Source organism: Kribbella sp. VKM Ac-2566 (assembly GCF_004366005.1).
In the GTDB taxonomy this organism is placed as follows: domain Bacteria; phylum Actinomycetota; class Actinomycetes; order Propionibacteriales; family Kribbellaceae; genus Kribbella; species Kribbella pratensis.
On the sequence record NZ_SODT01000016.1, the window covers coordinates 329,854 to 345,753 of the forward strand.

Here is a 15,900-nt window from a genome sequence, read left to right on the forward strand (position 1 = left end):
GTCTTCAGCGCTCGGGCAGGTGCTTGAAGAAGTTCTGGATGTCGGCGATCAACAGGTCCGGCGACTGGGTCGCGGCGAAGTGCCCAGGACGGTCGAAGACGTTCCACGACACGAGATTCTTGTGGTCGCGATGGACGAAGCGACGGATCGGCATGGTGTCCTCGCTGAACTGGGCCAGAGCGACCGGTACGGTCGTCGGGGCGGCGGGACCGTCCTGTTGGGCGAACTCGTAGTAGATGCGCATCGCCGAGGCGACGGTGCCGGTGAGCCAGTGGATCATCACGTTGGTCAAAATGAAGTCGGGGTCCAGACGGCCGCGGTAGATCAGGCAGTGCCAGCCGAGCAAACCTACCTGCGAATCCGCCAGCGCGTGCGCGAGCGACTGCGGTTGCTGGGTCTGGAGTACGCCGTACGCACTCATGGTCTGCTCGAACTGCCGCTCGTTGTCCAGTGCGGCCTGCTCGTCATGGGTGAGGTTGTCCAGCTCACCCGGCACACCGGCCGGACCTGTGAAGATCTGCGTCACGTGGACACCGACGACTCGCTCCGGCGCGATCCTGCCGAGGTCCAGCGAGACGAAGGTTCCCCAGTCGTTGCCGGCCACGCAGTAGCGCTCGTAGCCGAGTTGGGTCATCAGCTGTGCCCAGGCGGCCGCGATCCGGCGTGGTCCCCAGCCGCGCTCGGTTGTCGGTCCGGAGAACCCGAATCCCGGCAGCGAAGGGACGATCAGATGAAATGCCGTCGAGGGATCGCCGTCATGTGCGCGCGGATCGGTCAGCGGTCCGATCACGTCGAGGAACTCGGCGACCGAGCCCGGCCAGCCGTGGGTGAGGATCAGCGGCCTCGCGTCCGGTTCCGGTGATCGCACATGCAGGAAATGGATCCGCTGTCCGTCGATCGTTGTCGTGAACTGCGGGTAGGCGTTGAGCCTGGCCTCCCAGGCGCGCCAGTCGTACGCCGTGCGCCAGTGGGCGACGAGCTCGCGGACATAGGCCACCGGTACGCCGTAGTCCCACCCGGAATCCGGCAACTCCTCGGTGAACCTGGCCCGATCCAGCCGCTGCCGAAGGTCGTCCAGTTCACGCTGAGGAACGTCGATACGAAACGGACTAATGGTCTGCATAGTCATCCTTAGGTCTCTGCCGAGGATCACGGGTGATTCTGTCGTCCCAGCGAGGTCAGCCCTCGCTGGTCACCCGTCCTTTCGGCGCACTCGCAACAAGGTCGGAGCCGGCAAACCCAACTTGACATTGCGGTCATGACAACCAAGAAGCTGAGCCCGAGGTAGCGCAGCCGGCGCCGACTCAACCGCCTCCGCGAGCGCGGGCCGCCGTGTGTGCTCCGGCGGTTGGTTTGGGTGGGGACGAAAGGTATGGCGGTGGGCGTGACACTGATGAGGTATGTCTACGGAAGCTGTTGCTAATTCTGTGCAGTTGCCGCCGTTGGAGAATCCGAACGAGCGTGCGGCGGTTGGTTCGGAGTTGCAGCTGGTGCTGCAGGATCTGATCGATCTGTCGCTGGTCGGGAAGCAGTTGCACTGGAGTGTGGTCGGAGCGGCCGCCCATGGTGTGCACCTGTTCCTTGACGAGTTGGTGGGGGAGTGGCGCGAGCTGGCAGATGTCGTCGCTGAGCGTGCGTGGTCTGGACCTGCGCCCCACAGATCAACCCGGCTTCTGGGAGATGTTCGGCTATCACAACTATGGAGACCCGTGGAAAGAGCAGCGCTATCAAGGCGACTGACGTGCGGCTGACAGCTCGGCGCGCGGACCGAACGCTTCGGCGGGCCAGGAGGGTGACGAGGATGGGACCACAGCCAATGCATGGCAGCACCACGTTCACGTTGAAAGGCGCCTGATGACTATCCAGCACCCGCCCGACCCGACCGCCGCCGAGATGGCGAAGCATTTGCCGCCGGCGATCACGAGGTACCTGCGCGAGGCCGATCACCAGCACAAGGCGAACGCTCACGACCTGCTGGCCGCCTTCGCCACGGACGCCGTGGTGGTCGACGACGACGGCACCACCTACACCGGTCACGACGAGATCCACCGCTGGCGGGAGACCGAGACCAGCGAGTACACCTATACGGTCGAGGTCAGCCACGTCGAGAAGTTCGACGACTCCCACTACGTCGTCACCAATCACCTGGAGGGTGACTTCCCCGGCGGTGTCGTCGACATCATCTACCGGTTCACCCTCGCCGACGGCCTCATCACCAAGCTCGAGATCGCCCCCTGACTCCGTCGCCTCGCCGTCGGGGACCACGATCTGAACTGAGATCGCGGTCACAGCGCGTTCTGCGGGAGCCGGGACCAAATCAGCTGCCAGCGATGTTGTTACCGGTGACGGCGCAGCCAGCGACGTCAGAAAAGGAGAACCGTGGCACACGACTACAGGAAGACTCCAGAGGCGGTCAGTCGCCTCACCGACAGCCAGTTCCGCGTGACGCAGAAGGACGGGACGGAACCCGCATTCCGGAACGAGTACTGGGACAACCACGAGCCCGGGATCTATGTGGATGTTGTTTCCGGACAGCCGCTGTTCTCGTCGACCGACAAGTACGACAGCGGTACCGGGTGGCCGAGCTTCACCAAGCCGATCGCGTCGGACGCAGTTCGCACAGTCACGGACAGATCGCTGTGGATGACCCGCACAGAGGCGCGGTCCACTGGAGCCGACAGCCACCTCGGTCACGTTTTCGATGACGGCCCCGCCGCGGCGGGAGGCCAGCGGTACTGCATGAACTCCGCCGCACTGCGCTTCGTCCCGGTCTCCGAGCTGGAGAGTCAGGGGTACGGCGAGTATCGGTCGCTGTTCGAGACGGCCGACACGTCCAGCGACATCACGAGCACAGAGGAGCATGCGTCATGACCAGTGGAATCGACGACACCGGGCAGGTCACCCGCAAGCCCGGCACCGAGACGGCCGTCCTCGCCGGCGGGTGTTTCTGGGGTATGGAGGACCTCATTCGCCGGCAGCCCGGCGTACTCGAGACGCGTGTCGGGTACACGGGCGGGCAGAACGACCATGCGACGTACCGCAATCATCCCGGGCACGCAGAGGCGGTCGAGATCGTTTTCGACCCGGCGCGGACGACGTACCGCGACATCCTGGCGTTCTTCTTCCAGATCCACGACCCGTCGACGGTGAACCGTCAGGGCAACGACATCGGCACCAGTTATCGCTCGGCGATCTTTCCGCTCACGCCGGAGCAGGAGGAGGTCGCTCGCGACACGATCGCCGACGTCGACGCGTCGGGCCTGTGGCCGGGCAAGGCCGTGACGACGATCGAGCCTGCGGGTCCGTTCTGGGAGGCCGAGCCGGAGCACCAGGACTACCTGGTCAAGTACCCCGCCGGTTACACGTGCCACTTCGTACGCCCGGACTGGGTGCTGCCGCGGCGCGCGACCACCGCCTGATCCGACCCCGAGGGTGTGCCCATCGCCGACGCGACGGGCACACCCTCGCCCGTTCCGTGGCGCGACAGATCCTCGCGCTGCTCAGAGGCGCAGGGTGAGGGTTGCGGTGGTGCCGTCTCGGTAGGACACCTGGACCGGGACTCCGGTTCGGTTCGCGTCTGTCAGGTCGTTGCCGGGGAGCCAGAGGGCGAACTGGGAGGCGTTGACGGTTGCGGTGATCTTGCCTCGGGTCGGGCTGGTGTAGGTGACGGCCGTGACGTCCGCTCCGGCGAGGCCGGCAGCTACCGACAGACTGTGGTTGTCGATCGAGCCGGTGCCGAGGCTCGTCGGGGTGAGGGCGCGCGGCGCCGGGCGATCAGCCGCCGGCGTTGTGCCGATGAAACCGAAGTAGCTGCGGAAGAGGTGCCGCGAGTCGTCGGTGATGCACAGCGCGCCGAACCCACTTCGGTCCGCGAGGACGACGAGCGTCCACGCACCCCGACGTTCCGCGATCGCGATGGTCGCCTTGGACAACTGATCGCGGTATTCGGGGCTGGCTGACTTCTGTTCCTTGCGGCACGAATCGGCGGCGTCGGCCCGCTCGCCTGCCGACAGACCCGTCGGCGTCGCGGTCCACGTGGCGAACGCGCGATCGCCGCCGAGGGCCGATGTCAGGACAAGGACAGCGGCAGTCGCAGCAGCAACCGAGGCGAGAGCCACGGCAATCCGCGGACCCGACCGCTTGCGCGCAGGCACCGGTGTGGGTTCGGTCGCAAGGATCCGCCGCAGATCGGCCTGCGCGCGCCGGCCGTTCGGGTCGGCGTCGGTCCTCGCCGGATCCAGGCTCTTGAGGACCTGGAGTTCGTCGATGCGAGTCATGAGAGCTGCCTTTCGGGCGAAGGGGCCGGTACATGTCCGAGGAATGCACGCAACGCTCGGCGGGCGCGGCTGAGTCGCAACCGGAACGCAACGGGGGAGATCCCGAGGACAGCCGCGGCCTGGGGTGCGGTGAGGTCGTCGAGTACCGCGAGCGCCAGCGCTTCCTGATGAACCCCGGAGAGCTTGTCCCACGCTCGCGCGAGATCGATCTGCCGGGCCACGAGCTCGGAGTTGTCGGCGGTGACGGTCGTCGTCTCGCTGAGCCGGACAGCCAGTGCCGTCCGCCGTCGCGCTCCGCGGTGAACATTGAGGATGACGTTCCGCGCGATGCCGAACAGCCAGGCCCGCGCGTCCGGCAGGCTCGTCGGTACGTCGTCAGTCCGCCGCCAGGCAACCAGGAACGCCTCGGCAACGATGTCCTCGGCCTGCTCGTCGGATACCCGTCGCCGCGCGAACCGGACCAGGTCGGCGTACGTCGCCTCGAACAGCCCGGTGAACCGTGCCTCTCGCTCCGGCGGTGAATGCTCACTCATGACTCGGACCTGTCCAGCACCGCACGGAGTGTGTCGCCGTCAGGCGGACTCGCGGATGACGAGCTCCGTGGGGAGGATGACGGCGGAGCGGGTGTTGGTGCCGATGCTGTCGAGCAGGAGGCGGACCATTTCGGTGCTGACGCGGGTGAAATCCTGGCGGATGGTGGTCAGCGGCGGGTCGGCGCTGACGGCGACCTTGGAATCGTCGAAGCCGCCGACCGCGACATCCTGTGGGATGCGCTTGCCCGCGCGGTGCAGGGTCGAGATCGCGCCGAGAGCCATCAGATCACTGCAGACGAAGACGGCGTCGAGGTCGGGGGCGCGGTCCAACAGGTCCGCCATCGCCCGCTCGCCGGACGCCTGGGTGTAGTCGCCGTGGGTGATCAGTCCCGGGTCCGGTTCGTCGATCACGTCGCGGTAGCCGGCCAGCCGGTCGACGCCACCGGGGGTGTCGGTCGGTCCGGTGATGATGCCGATGCGCCGGCGGCCGCGGGACCGCAGGTAGTTCACCATCTGCCGTGCACCGTCGCGGTCGTCGGCCGCTACGTAGGAGATCTCGCGCTCGTGCCCGATCGGCCGCCCCGCCGCCACGATCGGCAATCCGCGGGATCGGAGTTCGTCGGTCAGCGGGCTGCCGGCGTGCTCGGACACCAGCAGTACGCCGTCGACATGCCCGGCGGTGACCCAGCGACCGACGCGCCGCCGGTCCTCCTGGGTGCCGGCGATGGTGAGCAGCAAGGTGATGTCGCGCTCGGCCAGGGCTTGGGTGCAGCCTTTCAGGAGGATGTTGAAGTTGGGGTCCTCGAACAGCCGGTCCTGCGGGTCGGAGAGGATGAAGGCAACCGAGTTCGACCGTTGGGTGACCAGGCTGCGCGCGTGCTGGTTCACGACGTACCCGGTCTTGCGGATCGCGCGCTGTACGGCGGTCAACGCGTCGGGGGACACGTAGTGGCCGCCGTTGAGCACGCGGGAGACCGTTCCCCGGGACACGCCGGCGACTTCGGCGACGTCCTCCATGGTCGGGCGGCGGGAAGCGTTCGAGGAGCTCATGGTCACATTCTGCGTCGAGGCGTGCGAACCACTCGCACGCCACCCGCGGGTACGACGAGATCGCCCGAGCAGGACGCACCGGTGAGCAGTTCGTCGCCGTCACCGGCCAGCGTGGCGTCACGCTCTCCGTGGTTGATGGCGAACAGGTACTCGTGCTCCGGCCCGACACGTCGTACAACCTCCAGGTCTTCAGGCACGTCAGCGTGGGGCGGGAGGCCGGCGTCGCGCAGTACGGCGGCGAGATCGTGGGCGCTGAGGCGGGTCGAGATGTACCACGCCGTTCCGCGTCCGAGCCGGTGACGGGTGATCGCGGCCTGCCCGGCGGCGGGTCCCTCGGTGTAGTGCCGAATGGCCTCCGCGCCGTCGAGGACGAGGTCCTCGGCCCAGACGTCGCCGCAGGAGCCGTCGTCGAGACGGACCCGCTCGCCTTCTCGCAGCGGCAGGAACTCCTCGACGGACAGGCCGAGCAGCTCGCGGAACGCCCCGGGGTGGCCACCCGGATGGACGGCGTCGTTCCCGTCGACGATGCCGGAGAAGTACGACACCACGAGTGTGCCGCCGTTGCGGACGTACGTCGTCAGGTTGTCCGCAGCTGCCGGGGTTGTCAGGTAGAGGCTCGGTACCAGTACGACGGGGTACTGCGAGAGGTCGCCTTCGGGGTCGACGAAGTCGGCGGTCAGGTGCGAGCGCCACGTCGCCTCGTAGAACGCCGAGACTCTGTCGAGGTACGAGAGGTCGACGGAGGGACGCCACTCGAGCTCGAGCGCCCACCAGGACGGCCAGTCCCAGGCGATCCCGACATCTGCGACGACGCGAGTGCCCCGGAGCTCGCCGAGCCGGGAGATATCGGTGCCCAGGGCAAGCACCTCGCGCCAGACCCGGGTCCCGGTGCCACCGTGCGGAACCATCGCGGAGTGGAACTTCTCGCCGCCGAAGCGCGAGGCCCGCCACTGGAAGAAGAGTGCCGACTCCGCGCCGCGAGCGAGGTGACTCAAGGTGTTGCGGCGCAGCTCACCGGGACGCTTGGCGACGTTGCGGGGTTGCCAGTTCACCGCACTCGTCGAGTGTTCCATCAGCAACCATCCGCGGCCGCCGGCGACCGATCGGGTCAGGTCCGCCGACATCGCGAGCTCGATGTGGTTGGCCGCCTGCTCGGCGTAGAGGTAGTGGTCGTTGGCAACCACGTCGACCTCGGCGGCCCAGCGCCGGTAGTCGATCCACTTGCAGTTGTTGATCATGAAGTTGGTCGTCACGGCAACCCCGGGGGAGAGCCTGCGGAGGAGGTCTCGCTCGGCGATGTAGTTGTCGAGGTGCGTGTCGGAGCTGAACCGGAAGAAGTCCAGTTGCTGCGCCGGATTGACCGCCATCGGGGAGGCGAGCGGAGGCTCGATCTCGGCCCAATCACCGTAGCGCTGCCCCCAGAACGTTGTGCCCCAGGCGTCGTTCAGGTTGTCCAGGCGGACATAGCGGCGTCGCAGCCAGCCTCGAAACGCCTCGGCCGACGTTGCGCAGTGGCAGTGTGTGTTGGCGCCGCCGTACTCGTTGTGGACGTGCCACATCGTCAATGCGGGATGACCCGCGTAGCGTGCCGCGAGCTGCTCGGTGATGGCGATCGCGGCTTCCCGGTACTCGGGAGAATGCGGGCAGAACGCCTGCCGGCCGCCGGCACCGAGCAACCTTCCGTCACGGTCGACGAGGCGTGCCTGCGGATGGCGCCGGAAGAACCAGGGCGGCGGGGCCGCGGTGGGCGTGGCCAGGTTGACCGAGATGCCGCCGTCGTGGAGCAGGTCGACAACCCGGTCCAGCCACCCGAAGTCGTACGTTCCTGGAGACGGCTCGAGCAGGGCCCAGGCGAAGATCCCCACGTTGACCAGGTTGACCCCCGCGTCCTGCATCAGCCGGACATCCTCGGACCACACGTGCTCGGGCCACTGCTCGGGGTAGTAGTCGCCGCCGAAAGCGATGCCGGTCAGCTGCGGCAGGACTGGCTCGGCGCGGCCGGCCGATCCCGAATGAACCGGTACGACGATGCTCATCGACAGGTGTCCGATCTGGGAGCGCGAACAGAAACGGCACTCATCATGACATGAGGATCCGAGGTTTTCGAGCTATTGACAGCGGTATGGACGGCCAACAAACTGTGAGCGCTCCCAGTCAGGAGCGCGGACTGAGGAGGTCGGGATGAACGGATCGGCGCGGATCAGCAGGCGGCGACTGCTCGGCGGGGCATCCGCTGTCGTCGGCGGCGCGGCCGCCGGGGGACTGCTGAGCGGCTGCAACGCCAACTCGTCGGGCAGCTCGGCCGGCAACGGCGGCGGGGGCGGCGGGAGCACCGTCACGCTGACCGTGATGTACAACAACAACGAGCTGACCAAGGACCACATCGCGGACTTCGAGGCGAAGAATCCCGGGATCAGGATCAACTTCCTGCAGACCGACGCCACGCGGCTGAACGCGATGCTCGCGTCCGGCACTCCACCGGACTTCGTCCGCGGTGCGGCCGTCGGCAGCGCCAACGTCAACGCGCGCGGGCTGGCGACCGATCTGACGCCGTACCTCGAGAAGAGTCAGGTGCTCAAGAAGGACGATCTGCTGGGAGTCAACGACAGCTTCCGCTGGGACGGCAGCAAGATCGGTCAGGGCTCGTACTACGGGATCGTGAAGGACTGGAGTCAGGACGCGACGCTGTGGTACAACGCCCAGCTGTTCGACCAGGCGAAGACCCCGCACCTGAGCGAGACCGAGCCGATCGGCTACGACGACTTGCTTGCGGTGGGCAAGAAGCTGACCAGCAGGCAGGGCGGCAAGACGAAGGTTTACGGCCTGGGAGTGGAGTGGGCCTGGAACCTGTTCGCCCCGCTCGCGACGATGATCCTGCAGCAGGGCGGACAGATCTACAACGGTGACCTGACCGAGACGGACTTCACCAGCGCGGCTGCTCGCCGGGCGGTGGCGTGGTACGTCGACTTCGCGCAGGCCGGCGTCGGGCCGTCCTCGCTCGATCCGCTGCCGGACGGCGCCGACCTGTCCACCTTCATGGCGAAACGGATGGCGATCAGCCAGGACGGCTACTGGTACGGCGGCAACTTCGTCAAGGAGACCGCTCTGCATCCGGTGATCCGGATGGCGCCGGCGCCCGTGATGGGGGATCACCGGGTGAGCCCGACGTACGCCGGTATGGGTGCCTGGATTCCCGCCAAGTCGAAGCACAAGGACGAGGCGTGGAAACTGATGGAGTACTTCATGGCGGGGCCTCCCGCGGAGGAGCGCGCGAAGAGCGGCTGGGGCCTGCCTGCCTTGAAGTCGCTGCTGCCGAAGCTGCCGCAGGATCTGCCGTACCAGAAGCAGGCGTACAAGACGGCGCAGAACGAGCTGCAGTTCAGCGCGCCGCTGCCGGACTCGCCGTACGCGACCGTGGATACCTGGAATCTCACGCTGGACAAGCACCTGCAGAGAGCGATCAAGAAGCAGGCGACGGTCGACGCCGCCTGCAAGGCGATCACCGACGACGTCAACAAGGTGCTCAAGCAGGGCAAAGAGCAGATCGGCTGACCGCGACATGGCCCGAACCAGCTGGTCGCGGTACTCGAACCGATCCTTCTACCTGTTCGTCTCGCCCTGGGTGCTCGGCTTCCTCCTGCTCACCGTGGTGCCGCTGGGCTATGCGTTCGGGATGAGCTTGACGAACTTCGACGGCAGCTCACCGCGCTGGCGATGGGTCGGGATCCGCAACTACACCGAACTCTTCGGCGACAGCGAGGCGTGGCACGCTCTGCTGCGCACGATCGCCTACACGGCAATCGCCGTACCGCTGAGCGTCGCAGCCGCACTCGGACTCGCCGTACTGCTCAACCGGCGGCTGAAAGCGCTCGGCCTGTGGCGGACGATCTTCTTCCTGCCGTCGGTGGTTCCGGTGGTGGCGATGGCGATCATGTGGAAGCTCGTCCTGAACCGGGACGCCGGCATCGCGAACGCGCTTCTGCACGTCGTCGGGATCAAGCCGATCGCGTGGCTGATAGATCCCATGGCCTTCTATGCGCTGATCATCCTGACGCTGTGGGGCCTCGGGGGCGGCATGGTCATCATGCTGGCCGCGCTGCAGGGCGTTCCGGCCGAGCTGGAGGAGGCGGCAGTCGTCGACGGCGCGGGCCGGTGGCGGGTGTTTCGGCACATCACGGTTCCGATGATCTCTCCGGTCATCTTCTTCCAGGTGGTGACGGGGGTGATCGCGACGTTCCAGATCGTCGTACAGCCGCTGCTGCTGGCCGAGACCAACAGCATCGCCGGGGTAGGGCAGGTGCCGCGGAGCACTCACTTGTACATGGTGCAGGTGTATCAGGAGTTCTTCACCAGCAACCGGTTCGGATACGGGTCGGCGATGCTGTGGGTGTTCTTCCTGGTCATCCTGGCCTTCACGCTACTCATCCAGCGATCCAGTCGCCTCTGGGTGCACTACGAGGTCGACACCGAGTCGGACCGTTAGGAGAACGTGCTGTGCACGACCGCCGTACCGCATCCGCCGCTGTCCACCGGCTGCCGCTGGTCAAGGTCCGTCTGAGTGCGGGGGCGATCTACGTCCTGCTGATGGCACTCGCGGTGCTCTTCGTCGGGCCCTTCGTCTGGTTGCTGCTGGCGGCCTTGAAGACCCGGGACGAGTGGGCCGCCGTGCCGACGCACATCCTGCCCCGGCAGGCGCAGTGGGGGAACTTCGTCCACGCGCTGACAGACATCAACTTCCCGGCGTACGCCGTCAACTCACTGTTCCTGTCGACCATGTACGCCGTACTTGTCACCGCCTCCAGCGCCGCCGTCGGATTCGGGTTCGCCAGACTCCGCGGCAGCGGCAAGCGTGGGCTGTTCCTCGTCCTGCTGTCGACGATGATGCTGCCGCAGATCCTGACGCTGCTGCCGACGTACGTCCTGTTCTCGAAGCTCGGGTTGGTGAACACGTACTGGCCGTGGGTGCTGTGGGGCTTCGCGGCGTCGCCGTACCTGATCTTCTTGTTCCGCCAGTTCTTCGCCGCGATCCCGCGCGAACTGGAAGACGCCGCGATCATCGACGGGTGCGGCTGGACGCGGATCTTCCTGCGGATCTTCCTGCCCCTGTCGCGACCGGTGCTGATCACGTCGTTCCTGCTGTCCTTCATCTGGACCTGGGGCGACTACATCGCGCCGGCGCTCCTGCTCGACGTCGACCACACGACGTTGTCGGTCGCCATCACCGCCTGGTACCGCGATCCGCACGGCAACGCGATCCCCACGGTGCAAGCAGCGGCCGCCGCCCTTTACGTCCTTCCCGCGCTCCTCATCTTCCTGTTCGCCCAACGCCACTTCGTCCGAAGCGTCGTCGCCTCAGGCGTCAAGGGATAAGCGCCGGCTCGACGTAGCGGTGCGGGTGGCTGGAGGTCTAGCCTGAGTAACACAGAGGTGACACCGCGTGTGGGGAGGGGCTTCGCAACGCGGGCCTCGCCCGGGAGTCAAGGGGGTCCATGGTGGGGGAGCTGAAAGTTCAGCTTGCCGAGTCAGGTGCGGATGCCGAGCGTCTGGACGAGCTGACCGGTTATCTGCGGCGGGAGTTGCTGGAGCTGGACGTCGACAACGTCACGGCGCTGCCGGCGGGGGAGCCGCCACCAGGCACGAGGGCGCTCGAGTTCCTCGCGATCGGCGGGTTGCTGGTCACCTTCAGCGAAGCCACCGAGGGTGTGCGCAAGGTGGTGTCCGTCATCAGGAACTGGCTGGCGCGAGGCGACGGCGTCAAGCGGACTGTTCGGCTGGAGCTCGACGGCGACGTACTGGAGCTCTCGGAGGTGAGTGCCCCGGAGCAGACGCGACTGATCGAGTTGTTCGTCAGCAGGCACGCCGATCCCGGGGGCAAGTAGTGGACGGCCGGCGCAGAGCCCTGATCGTCGCGAACGACGAGTACGACCACGACGGGCTTCGGCATCTGAGGTCGCCGGCCGCCGATGCCGAGGCGCTCGGGCGGGTTCTCGGCGACGGGCAGATCGGCGCCTTCGACGTAGAGACGGTTCGCAACGAACCGTCGTACGTCATCCAGACGCGGATCGAGGACCTGCTCGCGGAGAGTCAGCCGGACGACGTGCTGTTGCTGCACTTCTCGTGCCACGGCCTGAAGAGCGAGTCGGGCGAACTGTTCTTCGCCGCCCGGAACACCCGGCCGAACCGGCTGAGTTCCACCGCGATCTCGGCGGACTTCGTACGGCGGTGCATGCAGGCGAGCCGGTCGCGCAGCGTCGTACTGCTGCTGGACTGCTGCTACGGCGGGGCGTTCGGCAAGGGCGTCGCGGTCCGGTCGACCGGAGATGTCAACGTCCTGGACAGTTTTCCGGGCAATCGGGTCGGCGGCGGTCGGGGTCGGGCGGTCATCACCGCGTCGAACTCGATCGAGTACGCGTTCGAAGGCGACGAGCTCGCCGACGACCACAGCAGCCGTCCGTCCGTGTTCACGACCGCGCTGGTGGAGGGGCTCGCGACCGGTGACGCCGACCGGGACGAGGACGGTTGGGTTTCGCTGAACGAGTTGTACGACTACGTGTTCGACCGGGTGCGTGCGCAGACGCCGCATCAGACGCCCAGCCGGGACGTGGAGATGCAGGGCGAGCTGTACCTGGCCAGAAGTCGCCGGCGGCGGATCAAACCACAGCCCATTCCGGCTGATCTGCAGGCCGCGATGACCGACGCGAACATGTTCTCGCGTCTTGGCGCGGTCAGTGAGTTGCGGTCGCGACTGCTCAGCGAGAATTTGCCGGCGGCGGTCGGGGCGCACGAAGCGCTGGTGGAGATCGCGCGGACGGATATCCAGTACGTCGCTGAGCCCGCGCAAGCGGCCGTCCGGGAGGCGACCCTCCGTCCCAGTGCGACGGCGCTGCGGTTCGAGCCGGTCGTTTCGGGCGCGGAGCCGCCGCACCTCGTTCTCCAGTTGCTCGGCCCGCCGGTCGCGAGGATCTGTACGCCGCACGCATCGGACGACTGGATCCACGTCGAAGAGACACCCGAGGGCCTCGATATCTCCGTCGACACCCGTGCCACCCGGACCGGAACCCTTAATCTCAAAGGCCCTACCGGCGAAGTCGACCTCCCGGTAACCGTGACCGTCCTCCCGGCCGAACAGCTGGCGGCACCCGAGGAACCACCGACCGCCGAGGAACCACCGGCCGCGAAGGACGTGCCGCCCGCTCAGAAACCACCGGCTCCGGCGGACGTGCCGTCCGCAGAGGAACCACCGGCTCCGGCGGACGTGCCGTCCGCAGAGGAACCACCGGCTGCGGAGGATCTGCCGTCCGCGCAGGCGCCATCGGTGGGGGAGCAGGTGCGGGCCACGGAGGAGACGCCGACTGTGCAGGACGCGCCAGCTGTGAGTGGCGCACCTGTTGCAACGACCGAGCCCGCTCCGGGCCCAGCGCCTACCGAGCCGCAAGTGGCTCCGGCTGCGAGCGTGTCAGCTGCCGCTCCGAGGCCGGGCCGGCCGCACCCGGATCCTGCTCGGACGGCTCCGGCGGGGGTTCGTCCTACCGAACCGGTCCAGCCACGTCCTGTCGAAAGCGGTGCGCCGCCGCCGACGGCTCAGCCAGTCGCCGCGCAGCGGAGTGGCGGGCGTGAGATCGGCTCGATCCTGTGGGCGCTCATTCCCCTGCTGTCGTTGGGTTTGCTGGCCTTCGTGCCCTTCGTTCACGCCGCCGTACGACTGAAGAACGCCGCCCTGTGGCTGGCCGCGGCCGGTTACGCCGCGCTCCTGGTCGCATTCCTCGCACTGAACGTCCCGGCGATCCTGATCCTGTTGATCGTCGCCGCCAGCATCCACGCCTTCGTGCTCCGGGAGCGTGTCTTCGCGGTGGCCGAGGCAACCCCGGTCGGACGACCTGCTGCCCCGCCCGCCACCGCCCGCCAGGTCCCCATGCCGCACTTCCGGGTTGTTGCCCTGGGCATCGCCGGGTCGGGGAAGACGGTCTATCTGTCGAGCATGTTCCACACCGTGAACGTTCCGACCGCCACTCGCTCGTACTTCCTGGAGACGGCCGCCGCGCAGCGGATCTATCTCAGCAAGGTGTTCGACGAGGTGAGCGACACCGCCGAGCCGTGGCCGCGGGGAACGCGCACGGGCGAGACCCGGGAGCTCGTCTTCGACTGCATGTCGTTCGACCGTGGCACCAAGCATCAGGTGTTCACGATCAGCTATCTCGACTATGCGGGCGAACTGCTGGAAACCCAGCAGGCAGCGGGTTCGACCGGCCTCAGCGATCTGGAAGCACGGATCCGCAATGCCCACGGGCTGCTCGGCATGCTGGACGGCTACCGGGTCCTCCAGTTCCTCCGCGGCGAACCTGCCGGACAACGCTACTTCCGCAGCTCGATCCAGCCGATGACCGGAATGATGGCCGGCGCCACCTGCCCGATCCACTTCGTTCTCACCAAGTGGGACCTGATCCGCGGGTTCGGTGAGCCGGTCGATGCCGATGACAACCTCCGGCTCAGCCTCGTCCGCGATGCCCTGATGAACACTGCCCAGCTGAACGCGCTCGTCGAGACGCACAGCTGGGAGGGCCGGATCATCCGGCTGATCCCGGTCAGCGCGGTCGGCCCGGACTTCGCCCAGATGGACACCGACGGCCGGATCCTGAAGCTTCCGAACGGCCAACTCCACCCGGCCAACGTCGAGGTGCCGCTCACCGCGATCCTTCCGGACCTGTTCCGGCAAGTGGAGCAGTCTCTCGATCCGGCCACTCGTCAACAGCTCGCCGCGGACGCCAGATCCCGGCACGAGCCACGGTTCTCGATGACGGCGTTCCTGAATCTCCCGGCCGGCGCGACGCTGGGCCGGAGGCTTCAGGACGTCGTCGGTGGGTCGGCCGGGCGTGAGGTCGTCGGGATGTTTCTCGACTGGATGGCGGGTATGCCGACGGACGAGGCGAGGGCGGTGGGTGAGCAACGACGCGACGCCCGGCGCCAGGCGGCGACTGTCGAGCTGGCCCGTGCGCGCGTGCTGGGCGAGTTCGCCGCGGACTTGCAGCGGCTCGAGGAACGGTTGCCCGCTTCCCGGCTCGGTGGACGGTGACCACGGTGCCCGATTCACCGCCGTACGGCTGGACGTTCCTGGTCGCCCGTGGCCGGCAGCAGGGGTACCAGCCGCTGCTCGTCCCGGATTTTCTTGCTGAGAGCAACGAGTACGGCGTACTCGACCAGGCCACCGGTGGCGAGTCCGGCGTGGCGATCACGCCGGTCCAAGGGCTGGTGGCGGGTGACGTCGTACTCGTGTCTCGAAGTGAACGGCTCGGGGCCGGCGATATCGGATGGTTGTCCGGGCCGGCGACCGACCAGTTCGGCCGGCCGTTGGAGCTGTTGTACGGGTTCGTGCTGCGAGGCGGCTCGATCGGCGAGGTGGACGACGCCGACCTCGCCGCCGCACGAGCGGAGGCGGTCGCGACCTACCGGCGCTTCCTGGCCGCCGAGTCGGCGTTCGAGCGGGAGATCTCCCGGCCGTTCGTCCTGCGGTCGATCCCCGAGCTGGTGCTCTCGACCACGCCCGCTCACCTCGTCGATCCAGGAACGGAAGCGCCCGAACCGGTGGCGGTGGCCGCCAGACCATCCCCAATCGTCAGCCGGAACCTTGTCCTGGTCGTCGTCGTGGCCATCGCTGTCTCGGCAGCCGTTTGGGCCCTGCTGCTCCGCGGACGCGGCGGACCAGTGACCGAAGTCGATCTCGTCGAGCTCGAGTCGACAGCGGTCGATTGCACTCGACCCGTCACCGTGCAGGCCAGGATCACGACCGACGACGCCGCGACCGTGACGTACCACTGGGAGTCCAAGCTGACGACGAACTCGAAGCCGGTCACCGTCGAGTTCGCCTCAGCTGCCACGAAAGTGGTCGAAACCACCGTCGATCCCGCCGCGACATCCGGTGCGTTCAGCTTCAAGGAGACCCTGGTCGTCGAGCACCCGAATTCCACCGAGTCCTCCCACGAGTACAAACTGAGTTGCCGCTGAGCGTGTCACACATCGACCGGTCCAGACGTCAAGTCAAGGAC

The 15,900-nt window shown here is 67.2% G+C and carries 15 protein-coding genes; 10 read left to right on the forward strand and 5 right to left on the reverse strand.

Going from position 1 to position 15,900, the window contains the following annotated elements; genetic code table 11:
* Positions 1 to 4 precede the first annotated feature (4 nt).
* Complete coding sequence (locus tag EV647_RS41390; RefSeq protein WP_202876500.1) at positions 5 to 1,123, reverse strand: epoxide hydrolase family protein; 1,119 nt, start codon at positions 1,121 to 1,123, stop codon at positions 5 to 7.
* Positions 1,124 to 1,400: 277 nt separating this feature from the next.
* Here EV647_RS41390 and EV647_RS43790 point away from each other — a divergent pair, with 277 nt between their 5' ends.
* The 4 genes from EV647_RS43790 to msrA all read left to right on the forward strand — a co-directional run bounded on the left by EV647_RS43790 (position 1,401) and on the right by msrA (position 3,419).
* Positions 1,401 to 1,751, forward strand: a complete 351-nt coding sequence (locus EV647_RS43790) for a ferritin-like domain-containing protein (RefSeq protein ID WP_134013115.1) — start codon at positions 1,401 to 1,403, stop codon at positions 1,749 to 1,751.
* Positions 1,752 to 1,854: 103 nt separating this feature from the next.
* Positions 1,855 to 2,238, forward strand: coding sequence for a nuclear transport factor 2 family protein (locus tag EV647_RS41400; RefSeq protein WP_202876501.1), 384 nt, complete (start codon positions 1,855 to 1,857; stop codon positions 2,236 to 2,238).
* Between the two features lie 141 nt (positions 2,239 to 2,379).
* Positions 2,380 to 2,871, forward strand: coding sequence for a peptide-methionine (R)-S-oxide reductase MsrB (gene msrB, locus EV647_RS41405; RefSeq protein WP_134013117.1), 492 nt, complete (start codon positions 2,380 to 2,382; stop codon positions 2,869 to 2,871).
* The gene (gene msrA / locus EV647_RS41410; RefSeq protein WP_134013119.1) at positions 2,868 to 3,419 is read left to right on the forward strand and encodes a peptide-methionine (S)-S-oxide reductase MsrA; all 552 of its coding nucleotides are present in this window, start codon (positions 2,868 to 2,870) and stop codon (positions 3,417 to 3,419) included. The genes msrB and msrA overlap by 4 nt, the downstream gene beginning before the upstream one ends.
* An 81-nt stretch (positions 3,420 to 3,500) precedes the next feature.
* Here msrA and EV647_RS41415 read toward each other — a convergent pair whose 3' ends face one another.
* Genes EV647_RS41415 through EV647_RS41430 form a run of 4 tightly spaced genes read right to left on the reverse strand, consistent with a single transcriptional unit; the run spans position 3,501 to position 7,896 of the window.
* Positions 3,501 to 4,277 (reverse strand): hypothetical protein, encoded by a 777-nt coding sequence (locus EV647_RS41415; protein ID WP_134013121.1) that lies wholly within the window; start codon positions 4,275 to 4,277, stop codon positions 3,501 to 3,503.
* Positions 4,274 to 4,810 carry an RNA polymerase sigma factor gene (locus EV647_RS41420; RefSeq protein WP_134013123.1) on the reverse strand — a complete coding sequence of 179 codons (537 nt, stop codon included), beginning with the start codon at positions 4,808 to 4,810 and terminating at the stop codon, positions 4,274 to 4,276. Before EV647_RS41420 ends, EV647_RS41415 begins: the two co-directional genes overlap by 4 nt.
* Before the next feature lie 39 nt (positions 4,811 to 4,849).
* Positions 4,850 to 5,860: a LacI family DNA-binding transcriptional regulator gene (locus EV647_RS41425; RefSeq protein WP_202871284.1), complete on the reverse strand. Its 1,011-nt coding sequence runs from the start codon at positions 5,858 to 5,860 to the stop codon at positions 4,850 to 4,852.
* 2 nt (positions 5,861 to 5,862) lie between these two features.
* On the reverse strand, positions 5,863 to 7,896 hold the full coding sequence (locus EV647_RS41430; RefSeq protein WP_134013127.1) for a beta-galactosidase: 2,034 nt from the start codon (positions 7,894 to 7,896) through the stop codon (positions 5,863 to 5,865).
* A gap of 145 nt (positions 7,897 to 8,041) precedes the next feature.
* Here EV647_RS41430 and EV647_RS41435 point away from each other — a divergent pair, with 145 nt between their 5' ends.
* From EV647_RS41435 to EV647_RS41460, 6 genes are all read left to right on the forward strand, one after another.
* Positions 8,042 to 9,412: a sugar ABC transporter substrate-binding protein gene (locus tag EV647_RS41435; RefSeq protein WP_134013129.1), complete on the forward strand. Its 1,371-nt coding sequence runs from the start codon at positions 8,042 to 8,044 to the stop codon at positions 9,410 to 9,412.
* 7 nt (positions 9,413 to 9,419) lie between these two features.
* A complete protein-coding gene (locus tag EV647_RS41440) occupies positions 9,420 to 10,343 on the forward strand; it encodes a carbohydrate ABC transporter permease (protein WP_134013131.1) in 924 nt (307 codons plus the stop codon).
* A gap of 11 nt (positions 10,344 to 10,354) precedes the next feature.
* Positions 10,355 to 11,230, forward strand: coding sequence for a carbohydrate ABC transporter permease (locus EV647_RS41445; protein WP_202876502.1), 876 nt, complete (start codon positions 10,355 to 10,357; stop codon positions 11,228 to 11,230).
* Positions 11,231 to 11,349: 119 nt separating this feature from the next.
* Entirely contained in the window at positions 11,350 to 11,739 is a 390-nt protein-coding gene (locus EV647_RS41450; protein WP_202871282.1) for a hypothetical protein, read from the forward strand.
* On the forward strand, positions 11,739 to 14,930 hold the full coding sequence (locus EV647_RS41455; protein WP_134013133.1) for a caspase family protein: 3,192 nt from the start codon (positions 11,739 to 11,741) through the stop codon (positions 14,928 to 14,930). Before EV647_RS41450 ends, EV647_RS41455 begins: the two co-directional genes overlap by 1 nt.
* 5 nt (positions 14,931 to 14,935) lie before the next feature.
* Positions 14,936 to 15,859: a hypothetical protein gene (locus EV647_RS41460; protein WP_134013135.1), complete on the forward strand. Its 924-nt coding sequence runs from the start codon at positions 14,936 to 14,938 to the stop codon at positions 15,857 to 15,859.
* The last annotated feature ends 41 nt before the right edge of the window (positions 15,860 to 15,900 follow it).